15 protein-coding genes are annotated in these 16,595 nt (G+C 58.4%); 9 read left to right on the top strand and 6 right to left on the bottom strand.

Features of this window, described 5'->3' with window-relative positions; genetic code table 11:
• The first annotated feature begins 20 nt into the window (after window positions 1-20).
• A complete protein-coding gene (locus GWR55_RS10780; protein WP_162402268.1) occupies window positions 21-1,421 on the top strand; it encodes an aspartate ammonia-lyase in 1,401 nt (466 codons plus the stop codon).
• Window positions 1,422-1,459: 38 nt separating this feature from the next.
• Here the strand turns inward: GWR55_RS10780 and GWR55_RS10775 are convergent, their stop codons facing one another.
• Entirely contained in the window at window positions 1,460-2,143 is a 684-nt protein-coding gene (locus GWR55_RS10775) for an outer membrane protein (protein WP_162402267.1), read from the bottom strand.
• Between the two features lie 158 nt (window positions 2,144-2,301).
• On the opposite strand from GWR55_RS10775, the gene GWR55_RS10770 reads away from it, so the two are divergent.
• Window positions 2,302-2,850: a cytochrome c gene (locus GWR55_RS10770; RefSeq protein WP_162402266.1), complete on the top strand. Its 549-nt coding sequence runs from the start codon at window positions 2,302-2,304 to the stop codon at window positions 2,848-2,850.
• A 93-nt stretch (window positions 2,851-2,943) separates the two neighbouring features.
• On the opposite strand, the gene GWR55_RS10765 is transcribed toward GWR55_RS10770, so the two are convergent.
• Window positions 2,944-4,173, bottom strand: coding sequence for a DUF481 domain-containing protein (locus tag GWR55_RS10765; protein WP_238398345.1), 1,230 nt, complete (start codon window positions 4,171-4,173; stop codon window positions 2,944-2,946).
• Window positions 4,174-4,577: 404 nt separating this feature from the next.
• On the opposite strand from GWR55_RS10765, the gene GWR55_RS10760 reads away from it, so the two are divergent.
• From GWR55_RS10760 to GWR55_RS10750, 3 genes are all read left to right on the top strand, one after another.
• Window positions 4,578-5,318, top strand: a complete 741-nt coding sequence (locus tag GWR55_RS10760) for a GvpL/GvpF family gas vesicle protein (RefSeq protein WP_162402265.1) — start codon at window positions 4,578-4,580, stop codon at window positions 5,316-5,318.
• Window positions 5,319-5,538: 220 nt separating this feature from the next.
• Window positions 5,539-7,173: an OmpA family protein gene (locus tag GWR55_RS10755; RefSeq protein ID WP_238398344.1), complete on the top strand. Its 1,635-nt coding sequence runs from the start codon at window positions 5,539-5,541 to the stop codon at window positions 7,171-7,173.
• 71 nt (window positions 7,174-7,244) lie between these two features.
• Window positions 7,245-8,018, top strand: coding sequence for an SDR family NAD(P)-dependent oxidoreductase (locus tag GWR55_RS10750; RefSeq protein ID WP_162402264.1), 774 nt, complete (start codon window positions 7,245-7,247; stop codon window positions 8,016-8,018).
• 36 nt (window positions 8,019-8,054) lie between these two features.
• Here GWR55_RS10750 and GWR55_RS10745 read toward each other — a convergent pair whose 3' ends face one another.
• Window positions 8,055-8,303 (bottom strand): hypothetical protein, encoded by a 249-nt coding sequence (locus GWR55_RS10745; protein WP_238398343.1) that lies wholly within the window; start codon window positions 8,301-8,303, stop codon window positions 8,055-8,057.
• Between the two features lie 229 nt (window positions 8,304-8,532).
• Here GWR55_RS10745 and GWR55_RS10740 point away from each other — a divergent pair, with 229 nt between their 5' ends.
• Entirely contained in the window at window positions 8,533-9,474 is a 942-nt protein-coding gene (locus GWR55_RS10740; protein ID WP_162402263.1) for an ATP-binding cassette domain-containing protein, read from the top strand.
• 6 nt (window positions 9,475-9,480) lie between these two features.
• Window positions 9,481-10,350, top strand: coding sequence for an ABC transporter permease (locus tag GWR55_RS10735; protein ID WP_162402262.1), 870 nt, complete (start codon window positions 9,481-9,483; stop codon window positions 10,348-10,350).
• 207 nt (window positions 10,351-10,557) lie between these two features.
• Here the strand turns inward: GWR55_RS10735 and GWR55_RS10730 are convergent, their stop codons facing one another.
• The 3 genes from GWR55_RS10730 to GWR55_RS10720 are packed head-to-tail and all read right to left on the bottom strand — an operon-like array spanning window position 10,558 to window position 13,098.
• Window positions 10,558-11,583 (bottom strand): YpdA family putative bacillithiol disulfide reductase, encoded by a 1,026-nt coding sequence (locus GWR55_RS10730; protein WP_162402261.1) that lies wholly within the window; start codon window positions 11,581-11,583, stop codon window positions 10,558-10,560.
• A gap of 40 nt (window positions 11,584-11,623) precedes the next feature.
• Window positions 11,624-12,331: a response regulator transcription factor gene (locus GWR55_RS10725; protein WP_162402260.1), complete on the bottom strand. Its 708-nt coding sequence runs from the start codon at window positions 12,329-12,331 to the stop codon at window positions 11,624-11,626.
• A gap of 29 nt (window positions 12,332-12,360) precedes the next feature.
• Window positions 12,361-13,098, bottom strand: a complete 738-nt coding sequence (locus GWR55_RS10720) for a response regulator (RefSeq protein ID WP_162402259.1) — start codon at window positions 13,096-13,098, stop codon at window positions 12,361-12,363.
• 66 nt (window positions 13,099-13,164) lie between these two features.
• Here GWR55_RS10720 and GWR55_RS10715 point away from each other — a divergent pair, with 66 nt between their 5' ends.
• Entirely contained in the window at window positions 13,165-15,288 is a 2,124-nt protein-coding gene (locus GWR55_RS10715) for a DUF2339 domain-containing protein (protein WP_162402258.1), read from the top strand.
• Window positions 15,285-16,571 (top strand): DUF3999 family protein, encoded by a 1,287-nt coding sequence (locus GWR55_RS10710; protein WP_162402257.1) that lies wholly within the window; start codon window positions 15,285-15,287, stop codon window positions 16,569-16,571. Before GWR55_RS10715 ends, GWR55_RS10710 begins: the two co-directional genes overlap by 4 nt.
• Window positions 16,572-16,595 lie beyond the last annotated feature (24 nt).

Here is a 16,595-nt window from a genome sequence, read left to right as displayed (position 1 = left end):
TAGAGAGGAAACAAACCGCGATGTCGAAGCTGCGAAAAGAAACCGATTCTCTTGGAGCTGTTGAAGTCCCCGCCGAAGCTCTCTACGGAGCCCAGACCTCCCGCGCTGTGGCGAACTTTCCTATCAGCGGACTGAAGGCGAGTCCTTTTCTCATTCGCGCTCTCGCAATGATCAAGCTTGCTGCTGCTGAGGCCAACACAGAGCTGGGCCTGATCACCGACGAGCAGGGAAGAGTCATCTCCCAGGCCGCCCAGGAGGTCCTCGACGGCAAACACCACGAGCATTTTGTGGTCGATGTCTTTCAGGCGGGAGCCGGAGTAAGCCTGCACATGAACACCAACGAGGTGCTGGCGAATCGAGCCAACCAGATCCTTGGAGACCCACTGGGAAGCTACAAAAAGGTTCACCCGAACGACCACGTGAACTACGGGCAGTCGACCAACGATGTCTTCCCGACGGTGATGCGGCTGAGCGCGCTGCTTGCGCTTGAAGAGCTTTACCCGGTCCTGGATTCGCTGGCGGCTGCATTCTCCGCGAAGGCAGAGGAGTTCAAGGACATCCTGAAGGCTGGGCGCACGCACATGCAGGATGCTGTGCCCATCACCCTGGGGCAGGAGTTCGCCGCCTACGCCGCAGCGGTGAAGGAGTCCTCCGCAGCCATTCGACGCAACGCTGTCACCCTGCACGCACTCGGTCTGGGAGGTTCAGCCGTGGGAACGGGCCTTAACACTCACCCTGAGTACCGGCACAAGGCGGTAGCCAAGCTGGCGCGTCTCTCGAGGCTGGAGCTTCATCCCGCGTACGATCTGCGGTACGCGATGCAGTCCTGCGCGCCGATGGCTGACGTCTCGGGTGCCTTGCGTGGCTTGGCGCTCGAGATGATTCGGATCTCGAACGACCTTCGCCTGCTCTCCTCCGGGCCGAATACTGGCTTCAACGAGATTCATCTGCCCAGCCTGCAGCCGGGCTCGAGCATCATGCCTGGCAAGGTGAACCCCGTGCTGCCCGAACTGACCGCGATGGTCGCCTTCCAGGTGATCGGCAACGACACCGCGACTGCGATGGCCGTGCAGGCGGGGCAGCTTGAGCTGAACGTAATGATGCCTGCGATGGCGCACGCCACGCTGCAGTCCATCACGATCCTGACCAATACGCTGCGCGAACTCGATCACCGCTGCGTGCGGGGGATCACAGCGAACCGTGAGCGTAACGCCTTTTACGCATCCAGTACCATTGCGCTGGCCACTGCGCTCAATCCTTATATTGGTTATCGCAAGGCGGCGGAGCTGGTGAAGGAGTCGGTCGCATCCGGGCGCTCCATCGTCGACCTTGCGCGGGAGAAGAAGTTGCTCAGCGAAGAGCAGATCGCGGAGATTCTCGATCCCAAAAACATGACCGAACCGCGCGCCAGGGTTTCCTGAGCTGCGGTTCGGCCATGTTTTTGGATGGGATTGGTCAACTACTTGATACGACCGAAACGGTAGACGACACCGATATTTACGCCGATGTTGTGCTGCACGGTCCCTCCCCAGGTAGAACCGAGATAGTTGGGGGTGATCCGGAAGACCAGATTGGGGTAAATGTTGGCATCGAGGTTCACCCCGGCGGAGAAGACCGTTCGGGTCTCCGAGGGCCACAGGCCGAGATTGGTTGCAGGAATCCCCTTGGATCCGCTGTCGAACTTTCCGATTCCGGCGCCGACGGTTCCGAAGACGCTGGCCGCAGTCTTCTCCCTGCGATAGAAGCGATAAAGGGGGCCGGCCATGAACGTGTACTGCGAGATCTGCGGGTTCTTGATGTTGTAGATCGTGTTGCCGACCTTGGCATTGCCATAGGCGCCGCGGACGTCGCCGGTGATGCCGAACTTGGGCGACATGAAGCGTGTGCCGGACATCCAGAAGGTCACTTCGTTGTTCTTCTGGAGGATCTCGCCGGAACGGAAGCGAAGATAACCGCCGCCGCCGCCTATCTCCCACTGGTGGGAGTAGGTGTCCTGAATGGCCCGCTCAATGCGAGCCCTGCGATTGGCATTCGTCTCACGCCTGCGTGAAAACTGAGCCTGAAGTGGGGCCGCCCCGCTTGCAATGAAAGCGGCGGCCAGGAAGGCTGCCGCACACTTCACACTAAACCTGAAACCGAACATCAACGATTACTCCTGCACTAGCTGAGCTCTTGCTATGGTGGAACCTGAGGCGCACTCGGAAGTCGAACTGCGGCCAACTCTTATTAGAACATCCACGGCATCTGTCTAAGGAAAAGAGTGAGATTTCCCGTCACGTTTTAGCGAAAGGATCTTCGATTATGGCAAAAAAAGGGAGCAGCGGAGGTTTCGGGAAGCTGGTTCTGGGCTTCATCCTCGGAGTTCTGGCAGTCGTGGCGGCAGGGTACGCCTACCTCAACTTTGGCAGGCTTCCGGTTGCTGTTGCAGACGCGCCGTTTCTGCTGGAAAAGCAGATCGTCCGTATTCCGCTGCATAACCGTATTGAAAGCGAAAAGAAGGATCCTCCTTTTGGGATCAGCGAGGATGTTTTCGAGTCGGGAGCCAGGGTCTACCGAACACAGTGCGCTCAGTGCCACGGTACTCCGGGCCACGATGTTGCCTCTGCACGGTACATGTATCCATCGGCTCCTCAGTTGTGGAAGAAGCACGGGAACAGAGGGGTGGTGGGGGTAAGTGACGATGCTCCCAGCGAAACCTACTGGAGAGTTGCGAATGGGATCCGGCTGACCGGAATGCCCGCCTTCAAACACGTGCTCTCCGACACGGAGATGTGGCAGGTAAGTCTGCTGCTGAAGAACGCGGACAGGGAGATGCCGGATCCGGTACAGCGCATCCTGCAGGGGAAGTAGTCGGTCGTGATTTGGCAAATCTGCCCGGATTGAGAACAAAAAGATGCGGTTTGGAGTCTGGCTCCAAACCGCATCTTCTCCATCGGGACTCGATTAGTGGAAGCTGTAGGTGACTCCGGTGACAAACTGCAGGCTGTTCTTGTTGAAGCCGATCGCCGGATTATTCAGATAGTTATCCAGCAGGTTCACGCTGAGGCTGAAGCGGTGATAGACCGGAAGCGCGAGCCCCAGCGTGCCAATCGCCGACCATGCATCGGTGTTGTTCCATGACTGGATATAGGTTCCGCTGTGCGTCAACTGGATCTTACCGGGGAGTGCGCGCAGGTAGGTCTCGCCAAAGGTCGAGCCGATCAGGTTCTGGTCCGGCGTAAGCGGAAGCGGGGGAAGGGGAGGAAGCGGTTGTTCGGGTTGAATGAACTTCTGCTGCTCGTAGTGGAGATCGGCCTTGACATCGAATTGCTGAATGGCGTCTTTCAACACGGTATAGCCGGCGCCCACACCGTAGATCTGCTGGAAATTGAGGCCTTGTGAGAAGTTGTGATCGTAGGAGAGGCCTCCCAGCATGTAGAAACGTGGAGTGAGGTACTTGTCGTGCTCGAAGTCCGTATGGAAGATGCTGGTCTTCGCCTGCGCGGCCGGCAGGTTGTTGGGATTGGGAACAACCGGCTGGGTCAGCTTGCCGTACGTCTCAAGAAGATTGAAGGTCGTACGGGTACGAGGTGGCAGATAGGCCACTGAGGGGATGGCGCGGATCAGCGCAAGAGCGGCAGTGTAGGTCTGGCCGTAGGAGGTGGATTGCAGGACCGTGGCACCGCCGGTTACGGAACCGTCCCATCCGTGGAAGAAGCCCGGATTGCCGTTCAGCTCCTTGTTGTAGATGGCTCCGTCCACAATATAGCCGATATCTTTGCTTGCAATCGTCTCGGCATTTCCGCTGGGCGCCGTTCGCTTAACCGTATTGTTTTCAACGGTGATTGCTTCGGCCTGCTTGGGAGCGCGGGTAGTTTTTTCGTCTTTGCGGAGCACGACGAAGTTGCTGCTGGATTTCAGATCCTTCACTTTGCTCAGGGGAATCGTCACTTCACCGACAACATCGCTCTTGAAGAGAATGCTGTCACCTACGCCGCGCTCAAGCTTGCCCGTCAACTGGTCGCCATTGTTCAAGATAACGACATCAGGTGCGGGGGCCGCAGTCTTGTCCTGCGCTGAGAGTATGAGAGGTGTGAACATTGTGGCCAGTACGACAAGCGTCAGCCTGCGAAGAAGCTGAGCCTGGGGAAGCCGCCGTCGAAGTGCGAGGTGAAATTTCGGATCGTTTTCCATCTGTCCTGCTTCGTTTGGGATTTCGGGAACGCCGTTTGGCTAACCCCTGAAGTTAGAGCCATTTTACCGACATGGAGTTGTCGCCCGCACGCGGGAAAAGGGAGGTTTTTATCTGCGGCGGGCACATTATTTTATGGGTAAAAATTCGCTCCGGAAGCGAAATGCGGATGCATGTGCTCGGCTTTCGGTGCACTTTTTTAGGTAAAACTCTTGCCAACCGTTATTCAATCGGCTTAGTATCCGTTTCGGCTTCGGTACAGTGCGCTTATCGCGCAGGGTGCAGAAGGCGAAAGTTGTCGTAATGAAGAACTTTTCCAAACCTTTCGTTTCAGTATGAAATTCCATAACCGACTGCTTGCCGGGGCGGCTTAGCCCTCGCATGCACTAAGGGAAGGTAAAAAACGATGGCATGGTACGCCTATTGCATTGCAGAAAGACAGTCCTTTCCGGAGCTTTGCCGGCATCGTCGTCCGATGCCGCTGACCGGAGTAACGGGACTGTTTGGAAATCAGACCTTTCTCTTTCCAGCCAGCGATCTTGCTGTAATCGTCTCCGAGCATAATGTTGAAGACAGTGCCCGGATGGATCAGCAATGTCAGAAAGACCACGCCCGCGTTGTCGCTGACTGCTTCAAACACTCCACAGTCCTGCCTTTTCGCTTTGGAACCACCTTTCAGGACGATGACGCGCTGCGCCGCTCCGTCCGGTCCAATCAACGCCACTTTCTTGCCAACGTCGAACGTCTTCGCGGCAAAGCGGAGATGCATCTCAAGGTCCTTGTGGACGATACCTGCCCCGGCGCAAGCGCTCATCTCCGGGACCTGGCGGTCGGACAGGAGTATCTGACCAGCCTTCGCGAGAGCGCCAGCCGTCAGCGTGAGCGTCAATCGAAGGCGCGGGCGCTGTCGGTCCAGATGCACCGCATGTTTCTCCCCCTTGCGGAGGAGATCACCTGTAAGCGTATGGAATCCGGCAAGATGCTGCTGGATATCGCCCATCTGATTGACAACAAGACGGTGGAACGCTACCAGAACAAATACACCTCAGCCCTGCAGCAGATGAAGGAATGCCAGATGCAGCTCTCCGGGCCCTGGCCTCCCTATCATTTCGTTCATCGCTCCAACGGCCACCAGCACTCGGCCTGACGCAGTTCAGGAAAAGAGGAGCGAATCTCTTGCGCAGGAGAGATTCGCTCCTTTTTTCTTTGGATACAAGGGGTTGCAGCGCCGTATCATCTGGGAGCAGACTACTTTTTCTCCACCCATCGCATCGCACCCTTATGAAAGACAGCAGCCGAATCGAGTGGACTTTGAGGAAGGAAGCGCTGGTTTGGTGACTGCCTGTGAACGAGGGAGAACGATAGATATGTTGAAGATGAAGCCAGGGGCGATCATCGCTGGCGTTGCTCTTGCTGCGGTAAGCCTGGTTCCGGTGGGGAGCCTTCGAGGACACGCTCAGGAACCGAATCCAATGGCCCAGCAGGCGCCTCCGGATGACAACAAGATCACCAAGGAATCTGAGGGTGTTTACCTGTACCGGGTAAAAGTCGTCCAGCGCGACCTGGACGCGGTGAACTATCTGCATCGCAGCGGTTCGACACAGATCGCCTTCAAGGGGACACCTCTGCTCCCCATGGCCAAGGGCGAGGCCAAAGTAACCAGCGAACGGGGAGGAATCACGATCGACGCGCGTTTTCAGGGATTGCCGCCGGCCAACAGCTTTGGCCGCGAGTACCTGACGTATGTGCTGTGGGCGATTACCCCTGACGGGCGTCCGAATAACCTGGGAGAGATTCTTCCTGCCGGAGACAAGAACAACATCACCGTCACCACGGCGCTGCAGTCTTTCGGTTTAGTCGTCACTGCCGAGCCTTATTTTTCGGTGACGCAGCCCAGCGACCTGGTGGTGCTGGAAAACCAGATCATCCAGGACAAGACGACCGGCGTGCTCGAGAAGGTGAATGCGCACTATATGTTGCTGCCGCGAGGGACCTATGCGGAGACAGCGGGGCAAAATTCGGTGCTCAATCCCATCACCCGCGACGAGAAGATGCCGCTTGAGCTGTATGAGGCGAACAACGCCCTGCGGATTGCGCAGCAGGCCGGGGCGGACAAATATGCCAAGGAGATCTACAGCGAAGCAATTCTGGATCTGAAGAACGCGACCGATATTCTCTCGGCCAAGAAGCGCGACACGAAGATGGGAATCACCTATGCGCGTCAGGCGGTGCAGCGCGCCGAGGATGCTCGTTTAGTGACGCTGCGCCGGCAGGCTGCCGAACGTCAGCACAATGCGGAATTGGCGCGGCAGAAGGCGCAGCTTGAGGCGCAGCAGGCCCAGCTTCAGGCACAACAGTCGGCCCTTGCGGCCGAGCGTGCCCGCGCTGCTCAGGCCCAGGCGGATGCGGACCGGGCCCGCGCTGAAGCGGCTGCGGCTCAGGCCCAAGCTCAGGCAGCTGAGGCGAAGAAGAGTGCCGACAGCGCCCAGCAGGCTCGCGAACGGCTGCGCTCGCAGCTTAACAGTGTGCTCGCAACCAGCGAGACCGCACGCGGCCTGATCGTGAATATGTCCGACGTCCTCTTTGCTACCGGCAAATACGCCTTGAAGCCGTCTACACAGATCAGCCTGGCCAAGGTGGCTGGAATTCTGCAGTCGTATCCGGGTCTGAAGCTCCAGGTTGAGGGATATACAGATAACACGGGAAGTGAACAGTTCAATCAGAAGCTGTCGGAGAATCGTGCCGGGGCCGTTCGCGATTTTCTGGTCTCCCAGGGAGTTTCGCCCGACAACATTGTGGCGACGGGATACGGCATGGCGAAGCCTGTTGCAGATAACAACACATCGAAGGGCCGGGCGCTGAATCGACGTGTGCAACTGGTGGTTTCGGGAGCGGCGATCGGTGTGGAACAGAAAGGACCGGATGCAGAGGTGGCCCCCGCTCCTGCCCCGCCGCCACCTCCTTCCTCTCAATACCGCGGTACGGCGAATCCGCAGCAATAGATATTGCCGGCAGATGAATGAAAAAGCCGGGGAGCTTTCGCTGCTCTCCGGCTTTTTGTTTATATAAGGTTATGGCATATCTGAGTGGAAAGACGGTATTGGTAACAGGCGCAAGCTCCGGCATCGGACGGGCGACGGCACTGGCCTTCGCCCGTGAGGGGGCAAAGGTGGCGGTCTGTGCTCGGCGGGAGGAGCGTCTGCAGGAGATGGAGCGCGAGCTGTCTGAAGCGGGCGCGGCTGCGGTTCTGACCTTCGTTCTGGACGTTGCCCGGAGGACCTCGGTTGAGCAGACCCTGGAGTCACTGCCGGCGGAGTGGAGGGCCATCGACGTATTGGTGAACAATGCGGGCCTCAGCCGTGGGCTGACGAAGGTTTACGAGGACGATCCGCAGAACTGGGAAGAGATGATCGACACCAATGTGAAGGGGCTTCTATACGTAACGCGAGCCGTGGTGCCGGGAATGGTGGAAAGAGGGCGCGGACACGTCATCAGCCTGGGCTCGACGGCCGGTTATATGACCTATGCCAATGGGGCGGTCTACTGCGCGACGAAGGCTGCGGAGAAGTCTATCAGTGAAGGCCTGAAGATCGACCTTATGGGAACGCCCGTGCGGGTGACGTCCATCGATCCTGGAATGGTGGAGACGGAGTTCAGCGAAGTACGGTTTCGCGGCGATAAGGAGCGTGCGGAGAAGGTGTACCAGAACATCACGCCGCTTACGCCGGAGGACGTGGCCGACGCCATCGTATGGGCAGCCTCCCGGCCCGCGCACGTCAACATCCACACGGTCGTCATGACCACGATCGACCAGGCGAACTCAGTAGTCTTCCACCGGCACGCATAGGTTGAGGGCCGGGCTCAGTCGAGGGCTGTGCGCTGACTACAGGTGCACAGTCCATCCAAGCTCGGCCAGCTTCTCTTCAATGTCGGCCAGGGCATTGGCCAGGGCTGAACGGCGATGCGGGCTCGACGTTCGCTCAGAGAGGATGCGTTCGCGTTGCATCTCAAGCGCCTGCACGCGGCGCTTGTGCTCGGCGATCTCTGCATCGTTCTTCTGCGCATCCGGCTTTGAAGCGGCGGCTTGTGCCTGCTGTTCTTCCACGGATTTGCTCTCCCATCCACGTGACATAGGCCTATTCTACGCCCGGCGTCTGATTCCAGAGGCATCTCTCGTGGACCCTCAGGGAGCCCCTGGGATCTGGATGAGTTCGATCTTGCAGATTTCTTCGCAATGTTTTCTTGGAAATCTGCATCTGTTATGGAGGCGAACATGTCGGAACAGATGGATCGGTAGGGCTGGCGGCGAAGAGCCTGGTTTTCATGTACCCTGAGAAATCGCGCAGCGGAGGGCAGTCGTTTTGATCGTTGAGATTCAAGGCTTAAGGAAGGTGTATGAGGGCAAGCAACGGGTCGTTGCCGTCGATGGAATCGATCTGTCGATTGCAGAAGGCGCGCTGTATGGCTTCCTTGGGCCCAATGGAGCGGGAAAGACGACGACCATCAGTATCTGCACCACGCGCGCGCTTCCGACGGCAGGGCAGGTGCGGATTGCGGGTATCGACGTGGTGCGGTCCCCTTCGCAGGCCCGACGGTGCATCGGTGTCGTGCCGCAGTACAACACGCTGGATCGCGCATGCACGATCTACGAGAATATCCACTTTCATTGCCTTTACTTCGGGTTTTCGCGCGCTGAGGCAAAGACGCGTACGGAAGGTCTGCTGGAGCAGTTTCATCTGACCGAGCGCGCCGAGGCCTATCCCTCGCAGCTCTCGGGCGGTCTCGCCCAACGCGTCCAGATTGCCCGCGCCATCGCTCACCGACCCAAGGTGCTCTTTCTGGACGAACCGAGCGCAGGGCTGGACCCGCAGAGCCGTATTGCGATGTGGGAGGCGGTGCGCAACCTGCGCAAAGAGGGAATTACGGTCGTTCTGACGACTCACTATATGGAGGAGGCGGATGAACTCTGCGATCGGGTAGCCATCATCGACCATGGCAGAATCCTGGTGGAGGATACCCCGGCAGCGTTGAAAAACTCTGTGGGTGCTCAGCGCATCTATGAGCTGGATATCCGGAGCCTGCAGGACCTTCCCGGCCTCATGCGGATTCTGGAGAGACAGCCGGGTATCGCCAGCGTGGAGACGACCCAGAAGGGACTGCGGCTCTTTGCGGAAGGGACCGAGGGGCTACTTTCAGAGGTGGTGCATGCTGCCAATCCTTATGGCCTGCGCGATCTGACTATTACTGAGCCGAGTCTTGAGACCGTCTTCATTCGTCTAACCGGGCGGGAGCTTCGCGAGTAAATTTCTATGACCGAACTGGCCACTATCGATACGGAAGCCCCTGCTCCGGCTGCGCCGCGGGAATCCGCCAGGACGCAGTACCTTCGCGCCTTTCTGGGGCTGTTTCTGCGCGACCTGCACGTTCTGCGGCGGGAGATCTTTCCCTTCGCCATCCGGGTCTGCATGAATCCCATGCTGTTCCTGTTCGTCTTCACCTTCATCATGCCGCACATGAGCGGTGGGGCATCGATGAATCCGACAGCCGCAGCGATGGGCAACGACTTCAGCACGATCCTTCTCCCCGGCCTGATGGCCGTGGCCATCATGTTCAGCGGCATCGCAGCCGTTGCTCTTCCGCTCGCGCAGGAATTCGGAATTACGCGCGAGATCGACGACCGCGTCATGTGCCCTCTGCCGGTCGGCGCCGTTGCGATCGAAAAGATCGTCTTCTCAGCCATGCAGAGCATGATTGCCGCCGCGGTTGTCTTCCCGCTGGCTTACTACATCCCCTCCACGCCGGTCGTGGCGCACGTCGACAGCTGGTTGTATCTGGCGGCGATCCTGGTTCTCGCTTCGCTGACCTCGGGAGCCCTGGGCCTGACGATTGGCACAACGGTGGAGCCCAAGCAGATTGGCCTGATCTTCGGTGTCGTGGTGATGCCGATCACCTTTCTGGGCTGTGTCTACTATCCGTGGATGGCCCTCGGTCAGATTCGCTGGCTACAGATCAGCGTGCTCGTCAATCCGATCGTGTACATGAGCGAAGGTCTGCGCTCTGCCCTGACACCCACGCTTCCGCACATGAATCCATGGCTGATCCTGGGTATGCTGACTCTCTTCCTGGTTCTGCTCACCTGGATGGGCATCCGAGGATTTCTGCGCAGGGTGATTGGCTAGGCTGTATCGTCATATTTGCCTTTGAAACAGCATAGAAAGTGTCATCCAGACTGGAGGCGAAGCCGAAGTGGAGGGATCTGCTTCGCGGCCATCGCGGCACAGACATTCCGGGTAGAAAAGCGGCTTCCTCCACTCCGCTGCGCTTCGGTCGGAATGACAATTCCTTTTCGGACAGGCACACCTGGCAGGCGAATAGGTCGATTTACCTTAGTCGAATGCCGCTGCAGAGACGTTCTTTGCCACCAGGTCATTTGCGATTTGTTTGCCGTGGAAGCGTCCGTTCTCGATAAAGATCTCGTTGGTGCGTTCGCCTGCGATCACAACCCCTGCAAGATAGATTCCAGGAACGTTGCTCTCTAGCGTCTGCGGATCGCAGACCGGGCAGCGATCGTTCTGCTCATCCAGACGAACGCCGAGCGCCTCCAGGAAGCGAAAGTCGGGCTGATAGCCCGTGAGCGCAAAGACGTATTGATTCGGCAGCGTTCGGTCGCCGGATGGCGTGGACAGGGTGACCGTGTCTTCCGTAATTCGCGTCACCGTGCTGGAGAAGAAGGCCGTAATTTCGCCGTTCTTGATCCGATTATTGATATCAGGCAGGATCCAGTACTTCACATGCCGATGCATCTCGGGCCCGCGATGCACCAAAGTCACCCTGGCGCCGTGACGCCAAAGATCCAACGCGGCAATTGCTGCGGAGTTTTTGCCGCCAATGACAAGCACATCCAGATCGAAGTATGGGTGCGGGTCGTGATAGTAGTGTGAGACCTTGTTGAGTTCTTCTCCGGGCACGTTCAGGGAATTCGGAAGATCGTAATAGCCGGTGGCAATGACCAGCTTGCGGGCACGGTGTTGCAGCGGCCGGCCGAATCGGTCTACGGTGTGGAGGACGAAATTTCCGTCGCTTCCCGCGACCTTTTCCACCGTCTGGTACTGGCGGACGTCGAGCTGATAGTGCTCGGCAACTTTGCGGTAATACTCCAGAGCCTCGTTGCGGTTGGGCTTCTGGTTGGGACTTGGAAAGGGGATGTCTCCGATCTCCAGAAGCTCAGGCGTCGTGAAGAACGTCATGTTTGACGGGTAGTGGAAGAGCGAATTGCAGAGACAGCCCTTGTCGATCAGGACGGCTGTGAAGCCTGCCCGCTGCGCCTCGATTGCGCAGGCCAGCCCAGTGGGGCCTGCGCCGACGACGGCCAGATCTACAATCGCTTCGGTCTGCAACGGTATCTCGCTCATAAATCCATCTTACTGAAGACGCCGCCGCCTACCGGAAGGCTCAGGCTTCCAGCTTCACCAGTTTGTGAGCGATCGCAAACAGCGCCAGCTCAAGCCGGGTCGAGACGCCGGTCTTGTCGAAGATGTTCGAAAGATGGCGCTTGACGGTCTCCTCGCTGATGGCAAATTGTTTGGCGACATCCTTGTTGCTGCAGCCTTCCACGATGCAGGTCACGACATCAAGCTCACGAGGTGTCAATCCGTAGGTTTTTCTCTCCGGGGTAGCCGCGGCCTGCTTCATCAGGTCGTTGAGCGCTGTCACCAGATTCATCACTCGCTCGCCGCCAATCCAGTAGTCCCCGGAGAGAACGGCACGCATTGCGGTGGTCAGATCGGCTGCGACGGAGTCCTTGAGAACGATGCCGCGCGCTCCGATCTGCAGGGCCTCGATTACCTGCTGGGTCGAAACAGTGCTTGTGAGAATAATGATCTTCACGCGCGGAGAGCGATCCATGATGGCGCGCATGGCCTCCAGGCCCGGAAGACGGGGCATTTGTACATCCAGCAGAAGGACGTCGGGCTCAAGGTCCAGCGTCTGCGTGATGGCCTCATCGCCGTCCCCTGCTTCTCCCACAATTTGGAAGGCTGGATCGTGCTCCAGCATGTTGCGGACGCCGAAGCGGACCACCGGGTGATCATCGGCTACGACAACGCGAATGCGCGCATCTCCGTTGGACCTGTCGGCAGAATTCTTTCCGGACTCCTTCATTCTTCAATTCTCCTTGCCTTCTGATGGTCTTACCATTGGATGCTGAGTCCGCGGGCGCACAATTGATCTTTCAAGCGTCCGCAGGCAAGCATCATCTGATGGAGGGCATCTTCTGGATTCGTAACCAGACCATGGCTTTCAATAAATTCACCAAGTGATGCAATTTCTGTCGCTCCCACCATACCGCAGCTTCCCTTGATGGTGTGCGCCTCTTTCCTGCAGGCGTCCATATTATTCTGGCCGGCAGTTTGTCGTATAACGTCGATGCGCCGCCGACAGTCGTCCAGACAGAGTTGATAGAGTTTTGTAAGTTGCATCTGGCTCATCGAACTGGCCAGCTTTTCATAGACTTCCTCGTTCAAGGGCAAAGAAGCCGGGGAGTCCACGCCCTCTGATGATGGCACATCCTCCCCGAGGAGTATGTTAAGGGCGGTCTCACGAAACGGTTTTCGCACAAATCCGTCGAAGCCTTCCAGCTTCGCCTCATCCGGCTGACTTCCGCTCATGGCCAGGATACGTATCCCACTGCCGAGCAAGGTTCGAAGTCCGTTGGCGAGAGTTGTTCCCGCAATCCCGGGAAGCTGCATATCGGCAAGCACGATAGAAGGCCGGAGTTCCTCCGTGTTTGCCAGTATGGCAAGAGCCTCCTCTCCCGATGCGGCCTGATGGACTGCAAATCCTCTGCGGGACAGCAGTAATTCGATCAATTCGCGAATCAGCAGGTCATCGTCAACGATGAGGACCTGATGCTGAGGCTGTTCCGTCATGCGTGCAGCTTATCAAGTGTGACTTTTCCATGTCATATGCCCTGCGCAGGCAGTAGAGTAATTGCCATGGAGCCGGAGGATCTCTCGCCGCGGCACAGGATGCATGAGGATGACGAGATTTCCGTAGCCGCACAGCTTCGATCGCTGACGCAGCGTGTCGCAAATCTCGAGCGAGAACTCGCGGAGCTTCGCTCTGCGGCTCTTCCTCAGGCTGCGACTCAGCGCGAAAGGGTTGCCCCGCCACCGCCGCCGATGCCTTCGGTGTCCCTCTCCGAGCCAGCGCAGCTTCCAGAAGATCCCTCTCCACCTATGCCTTCGGCTTCGTTTGAAAATCGTCTCGGTGCGCAGGTCTTTAACCGGATCGGAATTGTTGCCCTGATGGTTGGGGTGACCTGGTTCCTGAAGCTCGCAGTCGATAATCGGTGGATCGGTCCTGTCGGCCGCATTCTCGTCGGACTTGTTGCAGGTGCGGGCGTTGTGCTGTGGTCAGAGCAGTTCCGGCGTAAGGGATTTGCCGTTTTTTCGTACTCCCTCAAGGCGGTCGGGACGGGCGCTCTTTATCTCACACTCTGGGCCGCGCAGCAGCTTTACCATCTTCTGCCGCCTGCGGGCGCGCTTGCGGGAATGATCCTGGTGACGGCGTGGAATGCCTACATGGCGTGGGCGCAGGATGCCGAGTTGCTGGCTGCCTACGCGCTGGCTGGTGCACTGGCGACACCGCTGCTGCTATCGACGGGAGCCAACCACGAGGTGTTCCTGTTTACCTATCTGTTGGCGATCGATCTTGCTACAGCCCTGCTTGTGCGGAAGAAGCCATGGAACCGGCTGCTGCTTGCCGCCTTTGGCGCGACCGTTGTCTACTTCGCATTCTGGTATCTGCGTTTTTACACAGAAGGCGTCTTCGCCGTAACCACGGTCTTCGTGGTGCTGTTCTTTGCCGTCTTCGTCTCCGACGCCTTCGCTTCCCCAGCCGCAAGTTCCTCGCCGCCAACTCGTCGCGGCTTCCTTCGAGGGATCGCTCCCACCATTCTGCTTCCTCTTAGCAATGCAGCTTTTGTTTCGCTGGCGCTTTATGCCGTGCTGGAGGATTCGGAGCGGCACTGGTTTCTGCCCTGGCTGATGCTCCTTCTTGCGGCCGCATACCTGGTGATAGCGCGGCTGCCGCAGCCTGCTTTGCTTGCCGCCCTTCATCTGTCGCTGGCGGTGGTCTTCCTTACCATTGCGGTTCCTTTGAAAGCCAATGGCCACTGGATTACGGCAGCGTGGCTAGCAGAGGGAGTCGGCCTGTTGTGGGTAGCTGTGCGAACCTCCGCCGCAGACGGACTACCTGCGCTTCTCTCCGCCTCCTCTTCAGAGGAGGCGGCCATAACGTTGCGTTGGCTCTCCGTTGGCTCCGTGGCGCTGGGTGTAGTTCGTGTCGTCATGATGAGGGCCTGGTATGATGCGGCCGTTCCGATGCCATTCTTCAACAGGAGATTAGCGGCGGCCCTGGGTGCAGTCGTGGCGTTAGCTGTCTTCTCATGGATTGCATGGCGGGCTAAGAATGCAGGCGAGCTATGGAGAAGATCACGCTTCTCTCCCATAGCCCTCGCAGCGATTCAGCTGATCGCGGTCGTCATCAGTCTGCGCGAAACTGTCGTCATGCGTTCCCGATCATTTGTGTATGCTCCTCTCGCGAATGGCGATTTTTTAAGGGCGCTTGTGGGAATCGGCATACTTTCAACGGTAGCCTGGGTCAGCCTGCGAATCGCTCTTCGTGACGAGGAGGACTTGCTGTGGGGCCAGTTGTCCGCGATCTCGGTAATCGCCATCAATCTCATTGCAGTCCTCGCTGGCATGCGTGAGATTGGATCGTTCTGGCCGGCTACGCTTGCTACACCGGAGGCGGAGCTTCAACGTGCGCTCGCGATCTCAGCTTTTCTCATGGCCTATGGCGCGATTCTGCTGGCTGTCGGGTTCTGGAAGCGCAGCTCATTTGTTCGCTGGCAGGCGCTGCTCCTGCTGGTCGTCACCATCGGTAAGACCTTCCTCTACGACATGCGGAACCTCAGCCAGGGATACCGGGTGGTCAGTTTTCTCGGATTGGGCATCCTATTGATGGCGGTCAGCTTCGCGTACCAGAAGGACTGGCTGTCGCTGCGCGAGCAGAATACACAACATAAAGCTCAGAAGGCGGGAAGCAGCCAGTGAAGTGGATTCTTCTTCTATTGCTCTGGCAGGCAGGCGCTGCCGTTCCGAGATCGAATACACCGGAGCGGCAGTTCTTCCTGTATCAGCGTTCTGTCGTACCGACAGCCGCCGGGCAGAACTGTGCCGTGCTGGACGCTGCCACCTTCGAGCATGCCGCACCCGCGCTCAGGGATCTAAGGCTCTTTGCCCAGACGGCGCAGGCCCACGAGATTCCCTATGCCATCACATTAAGCGAGCCTGTGCAGCCGAATGTCGATCCGGCTCGTGTCTTCAACCGCGGAACAAAGAGCAACAAAATCACCTTCGACCTGGCCATGCCGCATCGGCCCTACACCGAGGTGGTGCTCGACCTGGGGGGCCGAGACTATATCGCTTCAGCGACAGTCACTGGAACGGAAAAGGCTGGAGAGACAGCAGGAACACGCCTCGGCGAGTTCACGCTCTTCGATCTCACATCGCAGCGCCTGTCGCGCAGCACCACGCTTCCGCTTCAGGAGTCGAGCTTTCCCTATCTGCATGTCGAGCTCGAGGTGTCTCCCGCGCCAGGAGCACGTCATCTTCAGTTCTCTCCTTCCATGGTCCTGGGAGCCACGGTTCCCCCCAGTCGGGAAGCCCAGACGATCTTCGCTCCGGCAGCGGAGACCAGCACCATCACGCAGCGTGGACGGCAGAGCGTAGCGCACTTCAGGCTTCCGCAGCGTGTCCCTGTAGAGCGGGTCAACTTCGTCCTTGCGCCGGAGTATCGGTCGAACTTCAGCCGCAACGTCTCCATCGTCGATTACGCCTCTGGTACGCCGGCATCCGCTGGTGAGACGATCTCGGGCAACATCTTCCGGGTTCACGTCAATCAGGCGGGACGGGACATCCATCAGCAACGGCTGAGCGTTCCCGCCACACTGGGCTCAAACCTGCAGAGCAGCGCCGAAGTCGAGATTGCTGTCAACAATGGTGACGATACACCGCTGCCCATCGCAGCGGTTCAGCTGCAGATGCGGCAGCGGCGGCTCTGTTTTAACGCGTCTTCCACCGACCCGCTTACACTCTTCTACGGTGATCCCACGCTAACGGCGCCGGAATACGATCTTGCGCGAACCATCCAATTGGGCGGTCAGACAGCCTCGGCGCGCATAGGGCCGGAGCAGCGAAATCCTATCTACATGGAGCGGCCCGACACACGATCCATCACGGAACGAAATCCGGAGCTGGTATGGGTAGCGCTTCTCGGCGTTATCTGCGTTCTTGCCGTGATTGCCATTCGCTCCTCAAGACATCTGTCACGCTAGCGATGTCCACACCTAGGCTCGGCA

The sequence above is a fragment of the Edaphobacter sp. 12200R-103 genome (assembly GCF_010093025.1).
Taxonomy (GTDB): Bacteria; Acidobacteriota; Terriglobia; order Terriglobales; family Acidobacteriaceae; genus Edaphobacter.
This window is presented reverse-complemented; position numbering and strand designations above follow the sequence as displayed.